The organism is Confluentibacter sediminis (assembly GCF_003258355.1).
Taxonomy (GTDB): domain Bacteria; phylum Bacteroidota; class Bacteroidia; order Flavobacteriales; family Flavobacteriaceae; genus Confluentibacter; species Confluentibacter sediminis.
Genome location: NZ_QKPO01000001.1, coordinates 1 through 24085 on the forward strand (window position 1 = coordinate 1; position 24085 = coordinate 24085).

General features: G+C 32.9%; 21 protein-coding genes and 2 tRNA genes. 18 read left to right on the forward strand and 5 right to left on the reverse strand.

What is annotated here, in order from left to right; translation table 11 throughout:
* Positions 1–174 precede the first annotated feature (174 nt).
* Positions 175–2631 carry a helix-turn-helix domain-containing protein gene (locus DKT72_RS00005; protein ID WP_111306673.1) on the forward strand — a complete coding sequence of 819 codons (2457 nt, stop codon included), beginning with the start codon at positions 175–177 and terminating at the stop codon, positions 2629–2631.
* Here DKT72_RS00005 and DKT72_RS00010 read toward each other — a convergent pair.
* Positions 2628–3770: an acyl-CoA dehydrogenase gene (locus DKT72_RS00010; protein WP_111306674.1), complete on the reverse strand. Its 1143-nt coding sequence runs from the start codon at positions 3768–3770 to the stop codon at positions 2628–2630. The two genes, DKT72_RS00005 and DKT72_RS00010, sit on opposite strands and share 4 nt — an antisense overlap.
* 92 nt (positions 3771–3862) lie before the next feature.
* Between DKT72_RS00010 and DKT72_RS00015 the strand changes: the two genes are divergently transcribed.
* From DKT72_RS00015 to DKT72_RS00050, 8 genes are all read left to right on the forward strand, one after another.
* On the forward strand, positions 3863–4927 hold the full coding sequence (locus DKT72_RS00015) for an anhydro-N-acetylmuramic acid kinase (protein WP_111306675.1): 1065 nt from the start codon (positions 3863–3865) through the stop codon (positions 4925–4927).
* A 139-nt stretch (positions 4928–5066) separates the two neighbouring features.
* The gene (gene nhaD / locus DKT72_RS00020; protein ID WP_111306676.1) at positions 5067–6464 is read left to right on the forward strand and encodes a sodium:proton antiporter NhaD; all 1398 of its coding nucleotides are present in this window, start codon (positions 5067–5069) and stop codon (positions 6462–6464) included.
* Positions 6465–6516: 52 nt separating this feature from the next.
* Positions 6517–7218, forward strand: a complete 702-nt coding sequence (locus DKT72_RS00025) for a MotA/TolQ/ExbB proton channel family protein (RefSeq protein WP_111306677.1) — start codon at positions 6517–6519, stop codon at positions 7216–7218.
* A 1-nt stretch (position 7219) separates the two neighbouring features.
* Entirely contained in the window at positions 7220–7615 is a 396-nt protein-coding gene (locus tag DKT72_RS00030; RefSeq protein WP_111306678.1) for an ExbD/TolR family protein, read from the forward strand.
* Between the two features lie 118 nt (positions 7616–7733).
* Positions 7734–8582 (forward strand): energy transducer TonB, encoded by an 849-nt coding sequence (locus DKT72_RS00035; RefSeq protein WP_111306679.1) that lies wholly within the window; start codon positions 7734–7736, stop codon positions 8580–8582.
* A gap of 3 nt (positions 8583–8585) precedes the next feature.
* Positions 8586–9803 (forward strand): bifunctional folylpolyglutamate synthase/dihydrofolate synthase, encoded by a 1218-nt coding sequence (locus tag DKT72_RS00040; protein ID WP_111306680.1) that lies wholly within the window; start codon positions 8586–8588, stop codon positions 9801–9803.
* Between the two features lie 62 nt (positions 9804–9865).
* Positions 9866–9940: transfer RNA gene (locus DKT72_RS00045), tRNA-Val, on the forward strand.
* 80 nt (positions 9941–10020) lie between these two features.
* Positions 10021–10095, forward strand: a tRNA-Val gene (locus tag DKT72_RS00050).
* A gap of 5 nt (positions 10096–10100) precedes the next feature.
* On the opposite strand, the gene DKT72_RS00055 is transcribed toward DKT72_RS00050, so the two are convergent.
* Positions 10101–11381: a UDP-N-acetylmuramoyl-tripeptide--D-alanyl-D-alanine ligase gene (locus DKT72_RS00055; RefSeq protein ID WP_111306681.1), complete on the reverse strand. Its 1281-nt coding sequence runs from the start codon at positions 11379–11381 to the stop codon at positions 10101–10103.
* A gap of 87 nt (positions 11382–11468) precedes the next feature.
* Positions 11469–13163, reverse strand: coding sequence for a gliding motility lipoprotein GldJ (gene gldJ, locus DKT72_RS00060; RefSeq protein WP_220628053.1), 1695 nt, complete (start codon positions 13161–13163; stop codon positions 11469–11471).
* Between the two features lie 622 nt (positions 13164–13785).
* Here gldJ and porV point away from each other — a divergent pair.
* The 6 genes from porV (at position 13786) to DKT72_RS00095 (ending at position 20236) form a co-directional block, all read left to right on the forward strand.
* A complete protein-coding gene (gene porV / locus DKT72_RS00070; RefSeq protein ID WP_111306683.1) occupies positions 13786–15033 on the forward strand; it encodes a type IX secretion system outer membrane channel protein PorV in 1248 nt (415 codons plus the stop codon).
* 186 nt (positions 15034–15219) lie between these two features.
* Complete coding sequence (gene cdd, locus DKT72_RS00075; RefSeq protein WP_111307030.1) at positions 15220–15702, forward strand: cytidine deaminase; 483 nt, start codon at positions 15220–15222, stop codon at positions 15700–15702.
* A gap of 163 nt (positions 15703–15865) precedes the next feature.
* The gene (gene pdhA / locus DKT72_RS00080; RefSeq protein WP_111306684.1) at positions 15866–16864 is read left to right on the forward strand and encodes a pyruvate dehydrogenase (acetyl-transferring) E1 component subunit alpha; all 999 of its coding nucleotides are present in this window, start codon (positions 15866–15868) and stop codon (positions 16862–16864) included.
* A 3-nt stretch (positions 16865–16867) separates the two neighbouring features.
* Positions 16868–18517: a pyruvate dehydrogenase complex dihydrolipoamide acetyltransferase gene (locus DKT72_RS00085; RefSeq protein WP_111306685.1), complete on the forward strand. Its 1650-nt coding sequence runs from the start codon at positions 16868–16870 to the stop codon at positions 18515–18517.
* Positions 18518–18618: 101 nt separating this feature from the next.
* Positions 18619–19563 carry a M28 family metallopeptidase gene (locus tag DKT72_RS00090; protein ID WP_111306686.1) on the forward strand — a complete coding sequence of 315 codons (945 nt, stop codon included), beginning with the start codon at positions 18619–18621 and terminating at the stop codon, positions 19561–19563.
* Entirely contained in the window at positions 19556–20236 is a 681-nt protein-coding gene (locus DKT72_RS00095; protein WP_111306687.1) for an SDR family NAD(P)-dependent oxidoreductase, read from the forward strand. The genes DKT72_RS00090 and DKT72_RS00095 overlap by 8 nt, the downstream gene beginning before the upstream one ends.
* Positions 20237–20284: 48 nt before the next feature.
* Here the strand turns inward: DKT72_RS00095 and DKT72_RS00100 are convergent, their stop codons facing one another.
* Both DKT72_RS00100 and DKT72_RS00105 read right to left on the reverse strand, forming a co-directional pair.
* Positions 20285–20839 carry a DUF3237 domain-containing protein gene (locus DKT72_RS00100; RefSeq protein WP_111306688.1) on the reverse strand — a complete coding sequence of 185 codons (555 nt, stop codon included), beginning with the start codon at positions 20837–20839 and terminating at the stop codon, positions 20285–20287.
* Between the two features lie 2 nt (positions 20840–20841).
* Positions 20842–21246 carry a DUF2721 domain-containing protein gene (locus DKT72_RS00105; protein WP_111306689.1) on the reverse strand — a complete coding sequence of 135 codons (405 nt, stop codon included), beginning with the start codon at positions 21244–21246 and terminating at the stop codon, positions 20842–20844.
* A 114-nt stretch (positions 21247–21360) separates the two neighbouring features.
* On the opposite strand from DKT72_RS00105, the gene DKT72_RS00110 reads away from it, so the two are divergent.
* The 3 genes from DKT72_RS00110 (at position 21361) to DKT72_RS00120 (ending at position 23982) form a co-directional block, all read left to right on the forward strand.
* On the forward strand, positions 21361–22635 hold the full coding sequence (locus DKT72_RS00110) for a DUF2851 family protein (protein ID WP_111306690.1): 1275 nt from the start codon (positions 21361–21363) through the stop codon (positions 22633–22635).
* Between the two features lie 91 nt (positions 22636–22726).
* Positions 22727–22954 (forward strand): PspC domain-containing protein, encoded by a 228-nt coding sequence (locus tag DKT72_RS00115; protein WP_111306691.1) that lies wholly within the window; start codon positions 22727–22729, stop codon positions 22952–22954.
* 5 nt (positions 22955–22959) lie between these two features.
* Entirely contained in the window at positions 22960–23982 is a 1023-nt protein-coding gene (locus DKT72_RS00120; protein WP_111306692.1) for a potassium channel family protein, read from the forward strand.
* Positions 23983–24085: the final 103 nt, after the last annotated feature.

Consider the following 24085-nt stretch of genomic DNA (forward strand, 5'->3'; position numbering starts at 1 on the left):
GAAAGTGGGAGAGTAGGTCGTTGCCTTTCTTGGGATCCCCTTCATTTTTTATGAAGGGGATTTTTTTGTTTGTATAGTTACCATATTTTAAATAAGTTGATTTTTTTCTTACAAGAAATAACTAAATAAAACTTCAAAAGTAGTATCTTCAAATTCTATTTTTAATAGTACTTCATGGCTGTAAATAAAGAACTGGAATTAGCTTGGGAGTTTGTAAATAATACAAATCGATCTATTTTTTTAACGGGTAAGGCAGGAACAGGTAAAACAACGTTTTTGCATCGATTAAAAATGAATAGTTTAAAGCGATTAGTAGTTGTTGCGCCTACTGGAGTGGCTGCTATTAATGCTAAAGGCGTAACCATACATTCCTTTTTTCAAATGCCTTTTGGCCCTATTTTGCCTGATACAGATTTAAATAATCCTAGTAGTTTTAATAGGAAATTCAACAAAACGAAAATCAATATTATTAAGTCCATGGACTTATTGGTTATTGATGAGATTAGTATGGTACGTGCCGATTTACTAGATGGTATTGACAGAACCTTGCGTCGTTTTAGAAATAGGGATAAAGTTTTTGGAGGTGTTCAGGTCCTTATGATTGGAGATTTGCAGCAATTATCTCCTGTCATTAAAGAAAATGAATGGGAATTATTAAAGCATGTTTATAGTAACGGCTTCTTTTTTAGTAGTCAAGCATACCAACAATGTCATGCAGTTACTATAGAACTGAAACATATTTATAGACAAGAAAATCCTAAGTTTATTCAGATTCTAAATGAGATTAGAAATAATGTACTTAGCGAAGTTTCAGCTGCTGAATTGAATAAACGTTTTATTCCAGATTTCTTACCTGAACGAGATGCTGGTTATATTTCATTGACCACACATAATAATAAAGCAGAGGCTACTAATAAAGTAGAATTAGACAAACTCAATACTAAAGTATTTACATATAAAGCTAAAATAGAAGGTAAGTTTCCTGAATTTTCTTTCCCTAATGATGAAGTCCTTTCATTAAAAGTGGGGGCTCAAGTCATGTTTATAAAAAATGATGCTAGTCCTGATAAACGTTATTTTAATGGAAAAATAGGTAAAGTTGTGCATTTGGAAAAAGATGAAGTGGTGGTCCATTGTCCTGATGATGATTTTAATATTATAACCACTCCAGAAGTTTGGGAGAATATAAATTATGCAGTTGATGCGGAAACAAAAGCGATTACAGAAGATAGAATAGGCGCGTTTACACAAATACCATTACGTTTGGCTTGGGCTATTACCATTCATAAAAGCCAAGGCTTAACTTTTGAAAAAGCAATTATTGATGCGCAGGGTGCGTTTGCTCATGGGCAAACTTATGTAGCATTAAGTAGATGTAAATCAATGGAAGGTTTGGTTTTAAAAAGTAAAATTAATTCCAGCCAAATTATTAGTGATAGTCATGTTATTTCGTTTAATAAACATGCTGAAGCCAATGAACCAGATAATGCCATTTTAGAAAGTTCACAAAAAACGTTTCAGTTGGATCTTATTGCTGAAGTTTTTGGATTTTATGAGTTTTTATATCCTGTAAATAGAATTCTTGATATTTATTACAAAAACCGAACAAGCATTGAAGGAAAAGTTGAAAACCCCATGTTGACTTTAAAAAACACGATTACCAATTTTTTAAAAGTGAGTAATGGTTTTAATTCTCAACTAAAGCAACTTGCTGAAAGTGAGCCGTTACCTGAGTTAAGTAATTTAATTCAAGAACGTTTTAAAAAGGCTATAACATATTTTAAAACAGAAACAGACACTAATTTGGTTACTCCTTTAAATGAATTTGGTTTTACTACGGATAATAAAGCGATAGGTGCCGATATAACTAAAAATCTAGATATTATAGAAGAATTACTAGAAACTAAACTTTTATATTTTAATGGCTTAAGTGAAGGTTTTTCCACAAAAAAACTTTTAGAGTTAAGAGCAAAGTCTGTATTTATTTCCAAAGAAAAACCAAAAAAAACCAGAAAAGCAGCTATTGATGGAACCACAAATATAGAGTTGTTCGAACTTTTAAGAGTGCTTAGAAATGAGATTGCAAACGAAAATGATTTAGTACACTTTCAAGTTTTTACCCAAAAGGCTTTATATGAAATGTGTGAAACTTTGCCATTAACAAAGAAAGAGTTGCTAAAAGTAAATGGTATGGGGAAAACAAGAGTAGAGAAATATGGTGAGGCTATTTTAGAAGTGATAAAAACGTATTGTGAGGAAAATGACATAGACACTACAAACGATGAAAGTATTTTAGAAGAAGTGAAGCCCAAAAAAGATAAAATTGACACTAAGAAATTGTCTTTAGAATTATTTAAATCTGGTAAATCGATTGAAGAGATAGCCTTTCAGCGTGAATTAAATGAGAATACCATTTTTGGTCATTTAGCTAGTTTTATATCTTCAGGAGAGGTGAAAATTACCGATTTAATGTCAATTGAAAATTATCAAGCATTAAAGGAACTTATTCCTCAAAAGATATTTGAGAATCTATCCGATTTAAAAAGTCAACTGGATGATAAATACAGTTATGGCGAATTGAAATTGGTTTTAGAAGCTGAAGCTCTAAATTCTAAAAAAGATAAATCTTAATCCCTCAAAATACTTCTAGAAATCACGATTTTTTGAATTTCTGAAGTGCCTTCATAAATCTGGGTAACTTTGGCATCGCGCATTAACCTTTCCACATGGTAATCTTTTACAAAACCATTGCCACCATGAATTTGAACAGCTTCAACTGTATGTTCCATAGCTACCTTCGAAGCGTATAATTTGGCAACGGCACTGGATATATCATAATTATTACCTTGATCTTTATCCCAAGCTGCTTTCATTACTAAATGTCTTGCTGCTGAAATCTCAGTATACATATCTGCTAATTTAAAAGCAACGGCTTGATGATTGGAAATTTCTGTTCCAAAAGCTTTACGTTCTTTGGAATATTTCAAAGCCAATTCATAAGCGCCTTGAGCAATCCCTAAGGCTTGAGATGCAATACCAATTCTACCCCCAGACAAGGTTTTCATAGCAAATCTAAAACCAAAACCGTCTTCGCCTATTCGATTTTCTTTTGGAACTTTAACATCATTAAACTGTAAAGTGTGTGTATCGCTTCCACGGATTCCTAGTTTATTTTCTTTGGGTCCTATATGAAAACCTTCCATGCCTTTTTCAACAATAAAGGCATTGATACCATGAGAGCCTTTATCTCGATCTGTTTGAGCCATAACCAAATACACATCTGCTCTTCCTCCATTGGTAATCCAGTTTTTTGTGCCATTAATTATATAGTGGTCTCCTTTATCTATAGCTGTTGTTTTTTGTGATGTAGCATCACTTCCTGCTTCGGGTTCACTTAAACAAAAAGCTCCAACAAACTCCCCGGTTGCTAATTTGGTTAGATATTTTTGTTTTTGTGTCTCGCTTCCATATGTTTCAATACCATAGCAAACAAGTGAATTGTTTACTGAGACCATGACAGATGCAGAAGCATCAACTTTAGATAATTCTTCCATAATTAGCACATACGAGATGGTATCCATACCACTTCCTCCGTATTTAGGGTCAACCATAATGCCCATAAACCCGAGTTCTCCCATTTTTTTAACCAAAGAGTCAGGAAAATGTTGGTTTTCATCACGATCAATAACCCCAGGGAGTAACTCGTTTTGAGCAAAATCTCTTGCTGCATCTCGTATCATAATATGTTCTTCACTAAAACTAAAATCCATAATTTTTATTTATATAATTATTTGTTTGGCATCATATCAAATATAACTTTTTAATGGGAGATTTTCAATGAGTATTATTATTTTTACCTAATATGATAAAAACGGAATATAACATTATTGGTGTCATGTCTGGAACGTCACTTGATGGGATCGATTTAGTATATGTGACGTTTCGTAAACAAAAGAATTGGACTTTTGTTCTTTTAAAGGCACAAACCTTTGAATATAATGACCTTTGGAGAGAGAAGCTCGGAAGTTTGGTGTCTATGTCTGTTAAAGATTTGAAAAAAATAGATAATGATTACACACACTATCTAGCTAATGTTATTAATGATTTTATTGAAACGAATAATATACAAGCTATAGATGCTATTTGTTCTCATGGCCATACGGCTTTACATCAACCGCAAAATAAACTTACCTACCAAATAGGTAATAAACCAGCCATAGCACATTTAACCAAAAACACAGTGGTTTGCGATTTTAGGGTTCAAGATGTAGAACTGGGTGGACAAGGAGCGCCTCTTGTACCTATTGGAGATGAGCTTCTTTTTTCTAATTACGATTTTTGTTTGAATTTAGGAGGATTTGCAAATATTTCGACCAATATTGATGGTGAACGAATAGCTTATGATATTTGTCCGGTTAATATTGTTCTCAATCATTATATTAAACCATTAGGGCTGAATTATGATGATAAGGGAGTTTTGGCATCAAAAGGGACTATTAATGAATCCTTATTAATAAAATTAAATGATTTAGATTTTTATAAAGCATCTTATCCAAAATCTTTAGGATTGGAATGGGTAAAAACTCATGTTTTTCCCATAATTGATTCATATCATCTAGAAACAAAAGATATTTTAAACACATTTGTTGAGCATATTGCTATTCAAATTTCAAAAGAAATTAATAAGAAAAATAATACTTCAGTTTATATTACTGGGGGGGGGGTTTATAATGAATTTCTTATTAGAAGTTTGAAAAAGCATACCAATAATGATATTATAATTCCATCAAAAGATATTATTGAATTTAAAGAAGCCTTGATTTTTGGTTTTTTAGGTGTATTAAGACTTAGAAATGAGGTGAATATATTAAAAAGTGTTACTGGGGTTATAAAAAACCATTGTTCTGGTAAGGTTTTTCATTCTTAAAAATAATGTTAAATTAAAGTTTAAGGATTATAGTTTTTTATATTTGTTAAATATAAATTTTTGATAATTAATCATTCGCAAACAATTAAAAAAGCACATAGTATAAAATCGGTTTAACCGGTTAAACAATAAATATTTTATGGGAACAGCAATTATTTTGGTATTTGTATTTGGATATTTAGCCATTACTTTAGAGCATAATTTAAAAATAGATAAGTTAATTCCAGCGTTGGTTATGATGGCTATTTGTTGGGCATTAATTTCTTTAGGTTTAGATGGTTTTTCACAATGGTTTGATTCCGCAAACCACACGTTATTGGAAGGCTTTAGTTCTTTTACTTCTGAAGAAAAATTAGAATTAATGGAAGAAACACTTCTTCATCATTTAGGAAAAACAGCCGAAATATTAGTATTCCTTTTAGGAGCGATGACCATTGTTGAAATTATAGATTATTTTGATGGGTTTTCAACAATAAAAAACTTTGTAAAAACAAAAAATAAAATAAAGATTTTATGGGTGTTCTCTATACTAGCGTTTGTTTTATCGGCTATCATAGACAATTTAACAGCTACGATTGTTTTAATATCCATCCTTCAAAAAATAGTTAAAGATAGAAATGTACGTTTGTATTATGCGGGGTTAATTATTATTGCTGCAAACGCTGGAGGAGCTTGGTCTCCCATTGGAGATGTGACAACGACGATGCTTTGGATTGGTAAAAAGGTAAGTACAGGACATTTAATTGGTTATTTGTTTATCCCGTCATTCTTGTGTATGGCAGTACCTTCCTTGATAGCTTCTTTTCTACCAATATTTAAAGGGAATTTAGAGGTTGAAGAAAATCAAGAAGAAATAAAGAAAAATAAATTTAGCGCCACCATGTTATACCTTGGCCTTGGAGCTATTGTGTTTGTGCCTGTTTTTAAAATGATCACCCATTTACCTCCATATGTAGGTATGATGCTGTCTCTAGGTGTTGTTGCTGTTTTTGCTGAAATATATAGTAGTTCTAAATTTAGTATGACAGAATTTGATAGTGAAGAAAGTGATGCCCATGCACACCATAGTCCAGTCCATCATTCTTTATCGAAAATAGAATTGCCTAGTATCTTATTCTTTTTAGGAATTTTAATGGCAGTAGCAGCTTTAGAGTCCTTAGGGATATTATTTGATTTAGCGGGAACTTTAGAAAAAACGATGCCTATGCTGGGCACCGAGATACATGCAGGTGAGGGTGTGTCAGATTTAGTAGTATTATTGTTAGGTGTAGGTTCTGCAGTTATTGATAATGTGCCTTTAGTGGCGGCAAGTTTAGGTATGTTTCATGAGCCGATGGATAATGAGCTTTGGCATTTTGTAGCCTATTCAGCAGGTACGGGAGGAAGTATGTTAATTATTGGTTCTGCTGCAGGTGTTGTAGCTATGGGAATGGAAAAAATTGACTTTTTCTGGTACTTAAAGAAAATTTCATGGATGGCACTTATAGGGTTTTTAGTGGGATCTGCAGCATTTATGGTAACAAGAACATTATTTTAAATATACTTTAACAAAAAAATAAACGTTATACAATTCAAGAAAATAATTTTATATGCTAAATACCTTAATACAAACTACGCAAGAAGGCGCAGAGTTGCTTACAGATGGAGAACCTGTTGAGAAATCACTTTCAATAATTGAATTAATAAGTAGTGGAGGCCTTGCTGGACAAATAATAATAGCTGTGTTGTTTTTAATGCTTGTATTTGCAATCTATATTTATTTCGAACGCTTATTTGCGATTAAAGCAGCATCAAAAGTAGATTCAAATTTTATGAATCAAATAAAAGACCATGTAAGTCATGGGAAAATTGATGCCGCTCAAATACTTTGCGCCCAAGTAAATACACCGGTTTCAAGATTAATAGGAAAAGGGATTTCTAGAATTGGAAAGCCATTGGCAGATATTAATACAGCTTTAGAAAATGCGGGAAGATTAGAAATTTATGGACTAGAAAAAAATGTAAGTATGTTGGCTACCATATCTGGAGCAGGTCCAATGATAGGGTTTTTAGGTACCGTAATCGGCATGATTTTAGCCATATTTGAATTGGCAAATGCGGGTGGAACTATACAAATGGATGTTTTAGCTAGCGGGCTTTACACAGCTATGACTACAACTGTTGCAGGTTTAATAGTTGGAATTGTAGCTTTTATGGCATTCAATCACTTGGTAGTAAAAACCGACAAAGTAGTCTATCAAATGGAAGCAAATTCATTGGAATTTCTAGATCATTTAAACGAACCATCTTAATATGAACATTAGAGGAAGAAATAAAGTATCTCCAGAATTCAATATGTCTTCTATGACAGATATTGTATTTCTGCTGCTTATATTTTTTATGATAGCTTCTACTTTGGTTTCTACTAGTGCTATTGATATTATTTTACCAAAAGCAAGCGGGAAAACTGAGAATAAGAAATCTATTGCTGTAAGTATAAAGAAAGACTTAACATATTATATAGACGAAAAGCGAGTAGGAGAAAGTGTGTTAGAGAGCGAATTGATAGCAGCGCTTTCAAATGAAGAAAAACCAACGGTTGTTTTACGGGCTGAAAAATCGGTGCCCGTTGAAAATGTAGTTAAAGTAATGGACATTGCTAACCGTAATAAGTTCAAAGTAATCTTAGCGGTTAAACCAAGCAATTAATTCTTCAGAATTAGATTTTTATTTCTGATGAAATGAGCCATTCTAAAGATTTTAAATTCATACATATTTTAACCATGCGAATTACATCTGACTATAAAAAAATAATAAGTTCCAACAGATGAAATATTTCGAAACAAAACATGAAAGAGATTCTGCGAAATTAACAACGTTAATAACAGTGATATTAATTTTGTTATTATTTGTGGTTGGTGCCCCTTATATGGATCCACCAATAGAATATGGTGTGGCCGTAAATTTCGGAACATCAGATTTTGGTAAAGGAGATATTCAGCCATTAAAACCAATAAAATCCGAGCCTAAAGAAATCAATCAACCTTATCAACCAGAGGTATCCAAAGCTGAACCTACCAAAGCTTCAGAAGCAAAAGAAGAAGTCTTAACTCAAGAGAATGAAGAAGCCATTGCTATAAAAAAGCAAAAGCAAGCTGAAGCAAATGCTAAGGCTATAGCCGATGCCAAAGCCAAAGCAGAAGCCGATAGAATTGCTAAAGAAAAGCAAGTACAGGAAGATAAGAAGCGTAAATTGGATGCTTTAATAGGAGGCGTCAGCAAATCTGAAGGCACTGCTACTGGTGGTGAAGGCAATGATAATAAAGCGGGGGATAAAGGACAATTAGATGGTGATCCGTATGCACCAAGTTATTTTGGTTCAGGTGGTTCTGGCAGTGGTGGCGTTGGTTATGGATTAAATGGAAGAGGTAGAGCTACTTACATTACTTTAAAGCAAGATTGCAATGAGTCTGGACTTGTTATAGTTAGGATTACAGTTAATAAAAATGGTAATGTCATTGAAGCTGAACCAGGAGTCAAAGGAACGACTAATACAGCGGCATGTTTATTGGAACCAGCAAAAAAAATTGCCTTATCACATAAATGGCAACCAGACCCTAATGCTCCAACTAAGCAAATAGGTTTTGTGAAAGTTAATTTCCAGTTAGGTCAGTAGAAAATGACGTATCAAGATACCTTAAATTGGATGTTTTCTCAACTGCCAATGTATCAAAGACAGGGTAACTCAGCATTTAAAAAAGATTTATCCAATACCTTAAAAATATCCGAATATTTAAATTTTCCTGAAAAGAATTTTAAATCTATACATGTAGCAGGCACCAATGGAAAAGGTTCTACGAGCCATATGCTAGCCTCTATTTTACAAGAAGCGGGTTATAAAGTTGGATTGTATACATCACCCCATTTAAAAGACTTTAGAGAACGCATTAAGATTAACGGACAAGTTGTAAGCAAACAATTTGTAACGGATTTTATTAAGCGAAATAAATCGTTTTTAGAAACCAATGCCTTATCGTTTTTTGAAATGACAGTAGGTATGGCATTCGATTATTTTTCTAAACAAAAAGTAGATGTCGCTGTAATTGAAGTAGGTTTAGGTGGTAGATTGGATTCTACAAATATTATAACTCCGGAAATTTCGGTGATTACCAATATCGGATTAGATCATACCCAGTTTCTTGGTGACACTTTGCGAGAAATAGCTTTTGAAAAAGGCGGCATTATAAAACAAAATATACCTGTTGTTATTGGTGAAACACAAGTAGAGACTAAATCGGTATTTATGGATTTGGCCTCTAAGAATAATGCTAAAATAACTTTTGCAGATAAAGAAATTATAGATGTTTTTAAGAGTGATTTAAAAGGCATTTATCAAGAAAAGAATATAAAGACGGTTTTACAAACTATAAAAGAATTAAAGAAAAAGGGTTTTGAAATAAATCAAAACCATATTGAAATGGGTTTGTTGCAAGTCGTTAAAAATACAGGATTGATGGGGCGTTGGCAAGTTTTACAACAAAATCCAAAAGTAATTTGTGATACGGCACATAATAAAGAAGGCTTAAGGTATGTAATGAAACAGCTTTTAAATGAGCCTTACCATGTTCTACATATGGTTTTTGGAGTTGTAAATGACAAGGATGTTATCTCTATATTACCTTTATTACCCAAAACAGCCATCTATTATTTTTGTAAACCAGACATTCCACGCGGATTAGACGCTAATAAGCTACGAGATGTGTTTATTAGTTACGGATTTGTTGGAGAGGTCTATGGTTCTGTAAAAGAAGCATATATGGCGGCAAAAATGAAAGCAACTCAACAAGATTGCATTTATATTGGAGGAAGTACTTTTGTGGTAGCAGAAATAGTTTAAATTTTTATTAAAAAAGTTTTTGCAAATTAAAAATCTAGCTTATATTTGCACACCTAATTGAAGGGCGACTAGCTCAGCTGGTTCAGAGCATTTGGTTTACACCCAAAGGGTCAGGGGTTCGAATCCCTTGTCGCCCACAAAAAAAATCCTAAAGAAAATACTTTAGGATTTTTTATTTTTATAAGATTGATTTAAAAAAAGTCTTTGGTTTAAATTAGGGTCATTAACTCAGTTGGTTCAGAGTGTCACGTCGACAACGTGGAAGTCACTGGTTCGAATCCAGTATGACCCACAATCCTATAACAAATCTAAAACCCGTTCTAAGGCCATGCCTCTAGATCCTTTAATTAACAATATTGAATTATTAATTAGAGAAGGCTGATAAGCATTTTTAAAGTCTAGAAAAGATTTGTATTTACTTGTTTTTTTAGAATCAATTTTGGTTTGGTAAAAGTTCTCACCTATAAAAAATAATTGATTGATATTTAATGATACCGCTAAATCAGCAATGTTTTGATGTTCATTTTTTGCGTCAGAACCTAACTCAAACATATCCCCAATAATGACGATTTTATTCCCCGTCTGTTTTTCAAAATTAAGTAATGCTGCCGTCATGCTAGTTGGGTTGGCATTATAAGCATCTAAAATGATTTTATTTGAGTTTTTTTGAATTATCTGAGAACGATTATTGGTTGGAACATAGTTCTCTATAGCTTCTTTCATATCAACATCATCAACTTTAAAATAATTTCCTATTGTAATTGCAGCAGCAATATTATTGAAATTATAATCGCCTATAAGTTGGCTCTCCATGATAAGATTATTGAATTGACATTTTACAAATGGTAGTGCTCCAATAAAATCAACATTTACATCTGCCTTTGAATTTTTATTTCCAAAACTATAGGTATTGGCTTTTTTTGTCTTTTCAGTTTGAATGTCATCATTAAGATTTACAAAAATGGTTTTATTGTTTGCTATTAAATACTCATACATTTCACTTTTCCCTTTTATAACACCTTCAACACTTCCAAAACCTTCGAGGTGTGCTTTTCCGAAATTGGTAATGTATCCATAGTCTGGTTTGGCCATGTTACATAAAAACTCAATTTCTTTTAAGTGATTGGCTCCCATTTCCACAATACCTGTTTCGGTGAATTTATTCATAGAAAGGAGCGTTAATGGAACTCCAATATGATTGTTCAAATTACCAACTGTAGCAACAGTTTTAAATTTTTTTGAGAGAATAGCGTTAATTAATTCTTTAGTGGTGGTTTTTCCATTACTACCTGTTAATGATATAATGGGTATATTTAAATATGTTCGGTGAAATGATGCCAATTCTTGAAGTGTTTCAAGAACATTGTTCACTAAAATAGTATGGGGAGCTTTATAAAACTCGTCGTCATCAATAACAACATATTTTGCCCCAGATTTTATAGCTTGCTCGGCATAGGTGTTTCCATTAAAATTATCGCCTTTAAGGGCGAAAAACATATCATTGTTTTTAAGTTTTCTTGTATCTGTGCAGGCTGAATAGCACTCTAAAAAAAGGGAATGTAATTGTTGAATTTCCAAGAGTAAAAGTCTTTTTAGTTATAAAATTAAATGTATAAAAAAAGTCCTAACATTTGCTAGGACTTTTTAATATTATTAGAAGATTTATTAATTCTTCGTTTTATTTTTTTCTTTGCTTTTAGAGCCTACTCTTGACATAGCACATCTAAATCCGATGTAATCTGTTGCCATATCTTGAGGGAAGTAGCGTCTTTGAGCTGGGTCTAACCAATATTCCCTATCTTTCCAAGAGCCGCCTTTGTAAACTCTTACTTCATCATTGATTAATGAAGTTCTATTGTTACTCTTGTCGTACTCTCTAATAATGTTGCCCAAAGAATCTCTAGTTACAGAATGTTTAGGGGCATTATACATTTTTCTGGTTTCAGCATCTTTTAGGTTTCCATTTTCAGTTTCATCATCGTTAAAACTTTCAAAATATCTAGACGAACGTTTGTCTCCATCTCTAAAGTTAATCTCGTTGCTTTTATCAAAGTTTGTTCTTAAATAGGTTTCATTTTCATCAACGGGAACTTGTAATATTTCTCCAGGCAGATTTCTTGCAACCAATTTACCAGTGGATAAAGTATCATAAACAATATTTTCGGAAGTAACAATTTTTACAGTTCCATCTTCATTAATGGCATTCTTGGTGTATACATTCCCTCTGTAGTAATTGAAATCATTAAATTCATCATCAACAATAGGTCTATAAACGTCAGCCACCCATTCTGCTACATTTCCAGCCATATCATATAGTCCAAAATCGTTTGGATCATAAGATTTTACTTTATTAGTAATATCGGCACCATCATCAGACCATCCTGCGATTCCGCCATAATCACCTTTACCTTGTTTGAAATTAGCTAATTGATCACCACGCGTTTTACGTTTTCCTGAACGGGTATATTGTCCATCCCATGGGTATTTTTTACGTCCACGGTATAAATTGTAACTTCTTATTTCACTTAAACCTAGAGCTGCATATTCCCACTCTGTTTCGGTTGGGAGTCTGTATTTTGGAGTAATAATTCCAGTTTCTCTGGTAGCATATATGCCTACAGGGTTTCCATCGGCATCTGTACGTATGTTTCTTTTTCTGTTGTCAGGGTTAATAACTTCTTCATTTCCACCATAAGTTAATGTCGGGGCATTAATATAAGTATCTATACTAAATGTAGATTCAGCGTTCACATCCGTTGTTTTGGCATCACGTTTTAAATAACCTGCACTTTCTAAGTTGTATTCATTAACACGATCAGATCTCCAATTAGCAAATTCCACTGCCTGAATCCAACTAACACCAACAACAGGGTATTCAGCATAGCCTGGGTGACGTAAATAGTTTTCTGTCATGATTTCATTAAACCCTAAACGGTTTCTCCAAACTAATGTATCTGGTAAAGCACCATTATAAATAGCTCTAAAATTTTCTTCAGATGGTGGATAAACCCTTTTGATCCAATCTAAGTATTCTAAATACATCATATTGGTAACTTCTGTTTCATCCATGTAGAAAGATTGAACGTGTTGTTGGCTAGGTGAATTATTCCAATCGTGCATAACATCGTCCTGTACTCTACCTTTAGTAAAAGTGCCACCTTCAACAAAAACTAAACCAGGTGAGGTTTCTTGTTCTTTAAAGCTAGTATTGTATTGAAAACCTCCTTCTTTGTCGTTGATGTTCCACCCTGTGGCTCTTGAGCTATTCTTCGAACTTGATGATTTTTTACAACCAATCAAGCCTACAGATAATGTCAGGATTAATAAAACTTTGAATGTCACTACTTTTTTCATATCCATGCGTTTAAGTAAGCTAATAATATTTTTGGTGCTGCAATATAGTAATTAAACCGAACAACACAAGCGATTTTTTGCATTTTGACGAAAAAAAAGTGTATTTCACCCTATTTTTTTGTCGTTACACCGATGTTTTTAGGTTTTTTTACCATAGTTTTGTTCAATATTAACGTCTATATCATTATTATTATTGTATTTTTGACTTGTTATTTTAAGAGGGTTATAATAATTATTTAATGGCTGAAATTCAAATTATTACGTGTTATAGAGATCCGAAATTAGGAATACAGAATGTGTTGGATGATCAAAATCCGATTGTAAATTATGCCAAATTTTGGTTTAATCACAATAGTGCGGCCCTTTATACGTTTCTATACAAAATATTATCTATCTCAGAGAAGCTGATTGGAACTCTATAAATGGTCAAATAATTGGAGTAGATATTGTGTCTAGTTCGTGTCTAGAAATATTATATGGTATGTAAGAGATGATTTTGGTAATATAATAGAAAAAGGCGTTTATATTTATAAACTAACGGTTGAGTACAAATCTATACATGAGTGGAAAAATTGAGAAACTTGTAATACAATAATAAAAAATTATATTTGTTAAATAAAACTGATACATGAAGAGTAAAATATATCTACTTATTGCGTTTGGAACTGTTTTTAATATAAGTGCACAAACTACTATCATTCCTAATGCTAATGATTCTAGAGTCATAACAACAGGGATGCCCTTTGTTTTAATAGCAGCAGATGCACGCGCAGCTTCTATGGGTGATATGGGGGTGGCCACTTCGGTTGATGCTTTTTCACAACAATGGAATTCTTCAAAATATGCATTTTCTGAGAACAAATCGGGGATAGCTGTAAGTTATACGCCGTATTTAAGTAAATTGGTTAACGATATTTTTTTAGGAAATGTTACTTATTTCAATCGATTGGATGAACGTAGTGCATTTGCTGCTAGTTTTAGATATTTTTCTTTGGGAGATATCGAGTTTATAACTCAAGCTCAAGCCGATTCTGGAAACCTTATGCCTCTAATAGAACGGCCAAATGAATTGACGATAGATTTATCTTATGCTTTAAAATTATCTGATCAGTTTGCTATGTCGGTTGCTATGCGTTATTTGCGTTCTGATTTGCAACTTAGTGGGGTTGATACAGATCCTACTTCGGCTAATACCTTTGGTGTAGATATTTCAGGATATTATCAAAGTGAAGAAGAAGTGTACGGTGATTTTAATGGACGATGGAGAGGGGGATTTGCTCTTCAAAATTTAGGTCCCAAATTTAAATACGCAGAAGCAGGTCAAGAAAATTTTCAACCTACGACACTACGCATCGGAACTGGTTTTGATTTTATTTTTGATGATTATAATAAATTGGCTGTTACGGCAGAGGTTGCTAAACTGTTGGTTCCTACACCTCCAATTTATGGTAATGAATATAATTATGTTGACGCCAATGATAATGGTGTTTACGATGATGGAGAAGAAACAACTCTGGTTCAAGAAGGGGTTATTTATAAAGGACAAGATCCTAATGTGAATTTTTTATCTGGTATTTTTCAATCATTTGGTGATGCGCCAGGTGGTTTTAGTGAAGAATTAAAAGAGTTTACGTGGTCATTAGGAGCTGAATACACTTATCAAGATTCGTTTGCTTTTAGAGCAGGTTATTTTAATGAAAGTGAAGAAAAAGGAGCTAGGAAATTTTTGGCATTAGGTGCTGGTTTTAAATATAATGTGGTTAACATCGATTTGTCATACCTATTCTCTGCTTCTAAGGTGCAAAGTCCTTTAGAAAGTACGCTGCGTTTCTCTTTAACATTTAATATTGGAGCAGGAGAGTACAGAGAATATTAATAAAAAAGAATAAGGCATAATAATGTTAGAAAACTATTGTAAACCACAATAGTTTTTTTTTGTTTAGAATACTATCGTAACTTTATTGAAAATAGTTTTATTAAAAGCATCCATGATGTAAATTGTGTTTCAGATAAAATGATTAAATGAATGTAATGTGCGACCTAATAAACAATGACATACCACATGAAAGAACTAAAAATAGAATCTATATTTCAGGTTTATGATGATTTAAGTGAACTTCCAAAAGAGATTTTCTTATTAATGAATAAAGCCGTTGAGACTAGAAACAAAGCCTATGCTCCATATTCTAAATTTAGGGTAGGGACTGCATTATTATTAGACAATGGTGAAATAATAACAGGAAACAATCAAGAGAATGTATCGTATCCATCTGGCTTGTGTGCAGAACGGACGGCCATATATTATGCGGGATCTCAGTACCCAGATTCTAAAATATTAAAAATGGCCATTACGGGAGCCTCGAGTAATCAAAAAACAAAAAGTCCAATTTCGCCATGTGGAGCTTGTAGGCAAGCCATAGCGGAGTATGAAGTCAAACAGGAATCACCCATAGAAATTTATTTTATGGGAGAAATTGGGCCTATTATGAAATCTAATTCTTTACAAAACTTGTTGCCATTAGTTTTTGATAAGGCAGTGTTGTGATTGTTGTCTTAATTATTTATAAAAATCTCAAATAATTAGAATTCTTCTAAATGACCTTTAATTTCAATATTTTTTCTACTTTAATGAATTTACGTTTTTGCAATCCCTAGCAATGTATTACTTTTGTATCTCGCTTAAGTAAAATCTAATATTATATTAGTCGATGCAAAAAATCACAAAAGAGGTTTACCTTAAATGGTATGAAGATATGCTATTCTGGAGAAAGTTTGAAGACAAACTTGCTGCCGTATACATTCAACAAAAAGTAAGAGGGTTTCTTCACTTATATAACGGTCAAGAAGCTGTATTGGCAGGTGCTTTACATGCTATGGACCTGACAAAAGATAAAATGATTACTGCCTATAGAAATCACGTTCAACCAATAGGTATGGGGGTAGATCCAAGACGTGTTATGGCTGAACTTTATGGAAAAGCAACGGGTACTTCTCATGGGATGGGAGGATCGATGCATATTTTTTCTAAAGAATTCCGTTTTTATGGGGGTCATGGTATCGTTGGGGGTCAAATTCCTTTAGGAGCAGGTATTGCTTTTGGAGATAAATATCACGGTAGTGATGCTGTAACACTCTGTTGTTTTGGAGACGGAGCAGCACGCCAAGGGTCTTTACATGAATCATTCAACTTAGCTATGCTTTGGAAGTTGCCTGTAGTGTTTGTTTGTGAAAATAATGGTTACGCTATGGGAACATCTGTAGAACGTACTGCAAATCATACAGATATTTGGAAATTAGGTTTAGGTTATGAAATGCCTTGCGGGCCAGTTGACGGTATGAACCCGATTAAAGTAGCCGAAGCTTTCGATGAAGCAATTCAACGAGCACGTCGTGGTGATGGTCCAACATTCTTAGAGCTTAAAACTTACAGATACAGAGGTCATTCCATGAGTGATGCCCAGCATTACAGAACTAAAGAGGAGGTAGAAGAATACAAGAAAATCGATCCTATTACGCAAGTATTAGATATTATTCTTGAAAAGAAATACGCCACTGAAGATGACATTAAAGCCATTGATAAGCGTGTTAAAGATTTGGTTGCAGAATGTGAGAAATTTGCAGAAGAATCTCCATTTCCAGAGACACAGCAACTATACGATGTGGTTTACGAGCAAGAAGATTATCCATTTATTCAACATAAATTATAAGATATGGCAATAGTAGTAAATATGCCGCGTTTAAGCGACACCATGGAAGAAGGAACTGTTGCAACATGGTTAAAAAAAGTTGGTGACAAAATAAGTGAAGGCGATATTTTAGCAGAAATAGAAACTGATAAAGCCACTATGGAGTTTGAGTCTTTTAACGAAGGAACATTGCTCTATATAGGGGTTCAAGAAGGTGAAACCACTAAAGTAGATGAACTTTTGGCAATTATTGGTGATGAGGGCGAAGATATTTCAGGATTATTAAACGGAAGTGGTAGTGAACCAGCTTCTGACAACAGTAAAAAAGCAGAAAAAGAGTCTGCTGAACCCAAAGTTGATGATAAACCCAAAGCGGAGCCTGAAGAGAAAACGCCTGCAAGTGCAGATGTGCCTGATGGGGTTGTTGTCGTGACTATGCCTCGTTTAAGTGATACCATGGAAGAAGGTACGGTTGCAACTTGGTTGAAAAAAGTTGGTGATAAAGTAAGTGAAGGCGATATTTTAGCAGAAATAGAGACGGATAAGGCGACCATGGAGTTTGAATCATTTCAATCTGGTACCTTATTATATATAGGCTTACAAGAAGGTGAATCGGCAAAAGTAGATTCATTGTTGGCCATTATAGGACCTGCAGGAACAGATGTGTCTGGGGTTGCATCTAATTTTAAAACAGAGGGATCTTCAGTTAAAAAAGAAGAAGCTCCCAAAAAACAAGAAGCTCCTAAGGAAGAAACGCCTAAAGAAGCACCAAAACAAGAAGCTCCTAAGGTAGCAAAGACATCGACTACTGTTGCTTCTAATAGTGGAAGGTTATTTGTATCTCCATTAGCCAAAAAAATAGCAGAAGAAAAAGGAATCAATTTACAACAAGTACAAGGGTCTGGCGAAAACGGACGTATTGTTAAAAGCGACATAGAAAATTATACCCCCTCTGCAGCTGCGACAGTTGGTAAATTCATACCAGCTGGCCAAGAAGATTTTGAAGACGTTACAAATTCTCAAATGCGTAAAGCTATTGCTAAAGCATTAACTAATTCTAAGTTTTCAGCACCACATTACTATTTAAGCGTAGAATTTGATATGGAAAATGCTATAGCATTCCGTACTCAGTTTAATTCTATTCCAGATGTTAAAATTTCTTATAACGATATTGTAATTAAGGCATGTGCCTTGGCGTTAAAACAACATCCACAAGTAAATTCACAATGGTTTCCTGATAAAATGAGATTAAACAATCATGTCCATATTGGAGTAGCCGTAGCGGTTCCAGATGGTTTGGTTGTTCCCGTAGTGAAATTTGCCAACGAACAAACATTACCACAAATTGGAGCTGCTGTTAAAGATCTTGCAGGTAAAGCTAGAAATAAAAAATTGACTCCTCAAGAAATGGAAGGCAGTACGTTTACAGTGTCTAATTTAGGTATGTTTGGGATAGATACCTTTACATCTATAATTAATCAGCCAAATTCAGCTATTCTTTCTGTTGGAAATATTGTTGAAAAACCGGTCGTTAAGAACGGGCAAATTGTAGTTGGTAATACGATGAAACTATCTTTAGCCTGCGACCACAGAACCGTCGATGGCGCTACAGGGGCTCAATTCCTTCAAACATTAAAAGGATATATTGAAAACCCTGTGACTATGTTAGTTTAATAATGTAGCTGAACATTGGTATTCAGTATTTTATAATATAAACCTGTTTCATATGTTTGAAGCAGGTTTTTTTTATCTTTATTTAAAAGAAATTAAATTATATGAAGAAAATTCTTTTAATTATTCCGTTTTTACTTTTAATAGGGTTTGTAATCTTTAAAGTATTTAAAAAAGATTATGTTTCTGCTGAACAATTAAAAGTTGTGACATCCTATTTGGCATCTGATGAATTGGAAGGTAGGGAAACAGGAAGTGTAGGTATAGAAAAAGCCGCTGGTTATATAGAAGCGGTATTTAAAAAAAACAATATTAAACCTTATTTTGAAACATATAGAAATCATTTTAAATGGGGGGTAGTAGATGGTTATAATATAGTTGGATATATTGAGGGTAATGATCCTGAACTTAAAAATGAAGTAGTTATTATTGGTGCGCATTATGACCATATTGGAATGGCAAAGAAAGTGGGCGATGATGATATTGCTAATGGAGCAAACGATAATGCTTCAGGAACTAGTGCCGTTTTGTTAATGGCTCAGTATTTTGCTGCAAAAAAAAGTAATAAACGGAGCATTATGGTTGTCTTGTTTTCTGGAGAAGAAGAAGGATTGGTTGGTTCTAACCATTTAGCAAAAACGCTTAAAGAAAAAAATATAAATTTATACACCATGCTTAATTTTGAAATGATTGGAGTTCCATTTAAAGATAGAGACTATACCGCGTTCATTACAGGTTATGAATTATCAAACATGTCTGATAAAATAAATGAATATAGTGGTTATAAACTAACTGGGATGTCAAAGATTTCAAAAGAGAGAGAGTTGTTTAAACGATCAGATAATTATTTTTTTTATGAAGCATTTAAAGTGCCTTGTCAAACTATTTCATGTAGTGATTTATCCAATTACGATTATTATCACCATGTTGATGATGAAGTAGATAAGTTGGATTTTAATCATATGGCAGATTTCGTTAACAAAATGATACCAGCTATTAAAACCATTTGTAATACACCAACTAAGGAAATAAAATTAAATAATGAGTAATATAATTATAACAGGTACTAGCAGAGGTATTGGTTTTGAGTTGGTAAAATTATTTGCTAAAGCAGGGCATCAAGTGTTGGCGCTTTCAAGAAATGAAAACCCTATAGAAATTTTGAAACTTGAATATGTTACAGCAATTTCTTTTGATTTAAGTGAGGTAAATGATTATAAAAAAATAGAAGATTTTATTAATTCCAATTGGAAACAAGTGGATGTATTGATTAATAATGCCGGGATGTTAATCAACAAACCATTTTCGCAACTGACTACCGCAGATTTTGAAACCGTTTACAAAACCAATGTTTTTGGAGTGGCTGAGTTAACCAGAATTGTTATGCCATTTATGAGAAAAGGAAGTCATGTAGTTACTATTAGTTCTATGGGAGGTGTACAAGGCAGTATGAAGTTTCCAGGCTTGGCGGCATATAGTTCTAGCAAAGCAGCTGTTATTAATTTAACTGAATTATTAGCGGAAGAATACAAAGATTCAGGTATTTCATTCAATGTATTGGCATTAGGTGCTGTGCAAACTGAAATGCTTGAAGAAGCTTTTCCAGGATATAAAGCATCGACTTCAGCTTTAGATATGGCACAATATATTCTTGATTTTTCCTTGAACGGGCAAAAATATTATAATGGAAAATTATTGCAGGTTTCTAATTCTACGCCATAATTTAAAGGTTTGTTTATTTGGCTTATAAGACAAGTCAATAACGAGGCTTTATAAAACTTTATAAACCCCAATAATGACATAAGGCGTTTCATCAGTCTTTAAAGTTGGTATAGTAAGAGTGCCTAAAAATATAGCATGGTTTAAGTAAGCATAAGGACTGCCTTTTGGTGCTTCTAAGTCTATGACGGATTTTATATAGGTGTCTGTTTTTTTGTCGATTGTTTCACTATGCATCAATGCTTTATTTATAACTTGTATGGTAAATCCATCAGTGGTTTTTAATAAATAACGGGCGTTGAATTCAATATCACCATCTGGTCTTGCCAATTGCCAGTCTGCCCCGTAAGGTAAAACCTCACCACTTATCTTAGGGCCTTTAAAAGTCCCTCCAGTTATGGGGATGATATTTCTGCCGCCATATTTACTATCACCTAAACTAATAGGACTGGCAATGGTAACTTTAGCATCCCAAACATGTTCGGTTTTAAAATTTTTATAGATAGCGTCTTCATCACTACGAGATATATTTTGAGATTGTAAATTATTAATGCCCAAAAATAAAAGACATAATACTAAATGAATGTTGGTTGTTGTTTTTTTCATTTTTAATTATTGGGATTATTCTCAATATCACTTATATGATGTTCCAAAGCTTTTACTGAAATTTGTATTTCTTTGATCAATAAAGCTAGAGAAATGATTAATAACACTAAAGCGGCACCAAATATCCAAACCGCTATTGTGTATTGTTGTATGTAAATTAGAAACATGGTCAATACACATAATAGCAAACTGCTAATGCCATAAATTTGCATGGAGCGTGTTAGGTACAAGCGCTTCTTTATATTTTCTATTTGCTTAATTATTTGAGCATCTTTTTTTTCAAGATATTTGTCATGCAAACTTCTAACTACGGCTGTATAAGCCAAAAATCGGTTGGTATAGGCTAACATGATTAATGAAATGGCTGAAAATAAAACAGCTGGTGTTGTAAGAGTGAGTTCTTCCATGGAAATATTAAGTTTCTTATAAAGTTAAAGAACTTTTTAAATAAAGTGATTTTTTATGTGATAAATTTAAGGATAAATCATCTGTATTTTTAAAACTTTTCCTACTTTAGAAGTATGAAAGAAGATTTTTTACATTATATATGGAAGCATAAAAAGCTTGATCTTTCTGATATTAAAACTACAGAGAATGAAATTGTGAATGTCCATTCAGTTGGACAACATAATTTAAATTCTGGCCCCGATTTTTTTAATGCTCGATTAGAAATCGATACTCAACTTTGGGCCGGTAATGTTGAGATTCATGTGAAATCTTCCGATTGGTTTTTGCACAATCATGAATTGGATAAAGCTTATGATAATGTGATTTTGCATGTGGTTTGGGAACATGACACGGATGTGTTCAGAAAAGATAATTCCAAGATTCCTACTTTAGAGTTAAAACATTATGTTTCTAAAATGGCATTGTATAATTACGACAAGCTGTTTTCAAAATCTAATAAATGGATTAATTGCGAACATGATTTTTCCAGTGTTAGTGATTTTGAGATTACTAATTGGCTGGAACGTTTGTATTTTGAACGTTTAGAGCGAAAAACGGAAGATATTAATGCATTGCTGATGGTTTCAAAAAATGATTGGGAAGCTGTTTTGTTTAAAATGCTTGCTAAAAATTTTGGATTAAAAGTAAATGGAGAGGCGTTTTTAAGTTTAGCAAATAGCATTGATTTTTCAATTGTTAGAAAAACGCAAACCAACAAAACCAATTTAGAAGCTTTGATTTTTGGTCAAGCAGGATTGTTGGAAGAAGATGTTCAAGAACCTTATTTTTTAGAGTTGTTGAGAGAATATGAGTTTTTACAGAAAAAATTTACTTTATCAAACACAAATGTAATGCCTATTCAGTTTTTCAGATTGCGTCCGCCTAATTTTCCCACCATTCGATTGTCGCAATTGGCAACGTTATATTATAAAAACCAGAATTTATTTTCAAAAATTATAGAAATAAATACATTGGATGATTTTTATGATTTGTTTGCTGTGGCAACTTCAACTTTTTGGGAAACGCATTATACATTCGGTAAGTATTCAAAAATGTCCAAGAAAACACTAACGAAGTCATTTATTGATCTGCTATTAATCAATACTATTATACCGTTAAAATTTAGCTATGCGAAATTTCAAGGATATAATATTGACGATTCTATAATAAAACTCATAGAGGCTATAGCTTCGGAAAAAAACAGTATTATAGAAAAATTCAATTCATTAAAATTGGTTTCAAAATCTGCTTTACAATCCCAAGGACTCATTCAGCTAAAAAATGAGTATTGCAATAAAAATAAGTGTTTGCAATGTGTTATAGGTAGTTCAATTTTACATACTAATTGATTAACTTGCAGCATAAAATCACTCAAATAAAGATTTATTTTGCTAAAATAGTAAACGGCGAATTAGATTTTTAAATAAGAAGACATAGCAAATGAATATATTTTATAAAGCACTACTATATTTTCAAAAGCGTGGCTATTATGTTTGCCAACGTATTGCAGATAGGATAGGAATTAGAGCTAAAGTCGTTAGAACCACCTTTATGTATTTAACATTTGTAACCTTAGGTTTTGGCTTTGCATTATACTTGTTTTTGGCTTTTTGGATGCGTATAAAAGATTTACTTTATACAAAAAGATCATCTGTTTTTGATTTGTAAATTATATGATGAATCCCATTATAAATTTTTTTAGAACCAAAATATATACGGCAATTCTCTTATTGTTAGGTATTGTGTTTACTGGGGTTGCTGGTTATATGTATTTCTCTGGTTATACATTTATAGATGCCCTTTACATGACGGTTATTACTATGACGACCGTTGGGTTTGGAGAAGTATCGCCTCTTAATGAAACTGCTAGAATTTTTACGATATTTTTAATAATAGCTAGTGTGGTTATTGTAGGTTATGCACTATCTGTAATAACAGAATATATTTTGAGTAAAAATAATATTGAAGAATTAAAACATAAAAAGATGCAAAAACAAATTGATAGTTTTAAAAACCATATTATCATTTGTGGGTATGGTAGAAATGGTAAACAGGCGGCTAGAAAACTTTTGGCCTATAAAAAGCCATTTGTTATTATTGAGAAAAATAAAGATATAGAAGAGCGACTTCAGTTTGATAATGTGCCTTATGTCATAGGTAATGCCAATGAGGATGATATTCTTGTACAGGCAGGAGTACATCGTGCGTCTAGTTTTATTTCAGCATTACCTAACGATGCCGATAATTTATTTGTAGTGTTATCTACAAGGCAAATAAATAAAACCATTAATATTATAAGTCGAGCATCCCATGAATCATCTTATGATAAGTTGAAATTTGCGGGGGCTAATAATGTGATTTTGCCAGACAAAATAGGAGGAGATCATATGGCATCGCTTGTTGTCGTTCCAGGGTTAATGGAATTTATAGATAATTTATCAATAGTTGGAAAATCAAATATCAATATTGAAGAAATAGCTGTTGAAAAATTATATGATACGAAAGACATTAAAACCATTAAAGATTTAGATCTCAGAAAAAAAACAGGGTGTACCGTAATAGGATATAAAAATGCCAATGGGGAATACATAGTAAATCCAGAGGCAGAAATTGAATTGGCCCCCCATTCAAAAATAATTGTATTAGGAAGACCAGAACAGATAGAAAATCTGAATTCAGAATATAATATAAATTAGCATTTTTATATTTTTAACAACAGATGTTCTAAAAAGCCATTTTTTTTTAGCATCTTGCCTGCTTTTAGTAAATATTATTCAAATTAAATAACCTAACAACCAA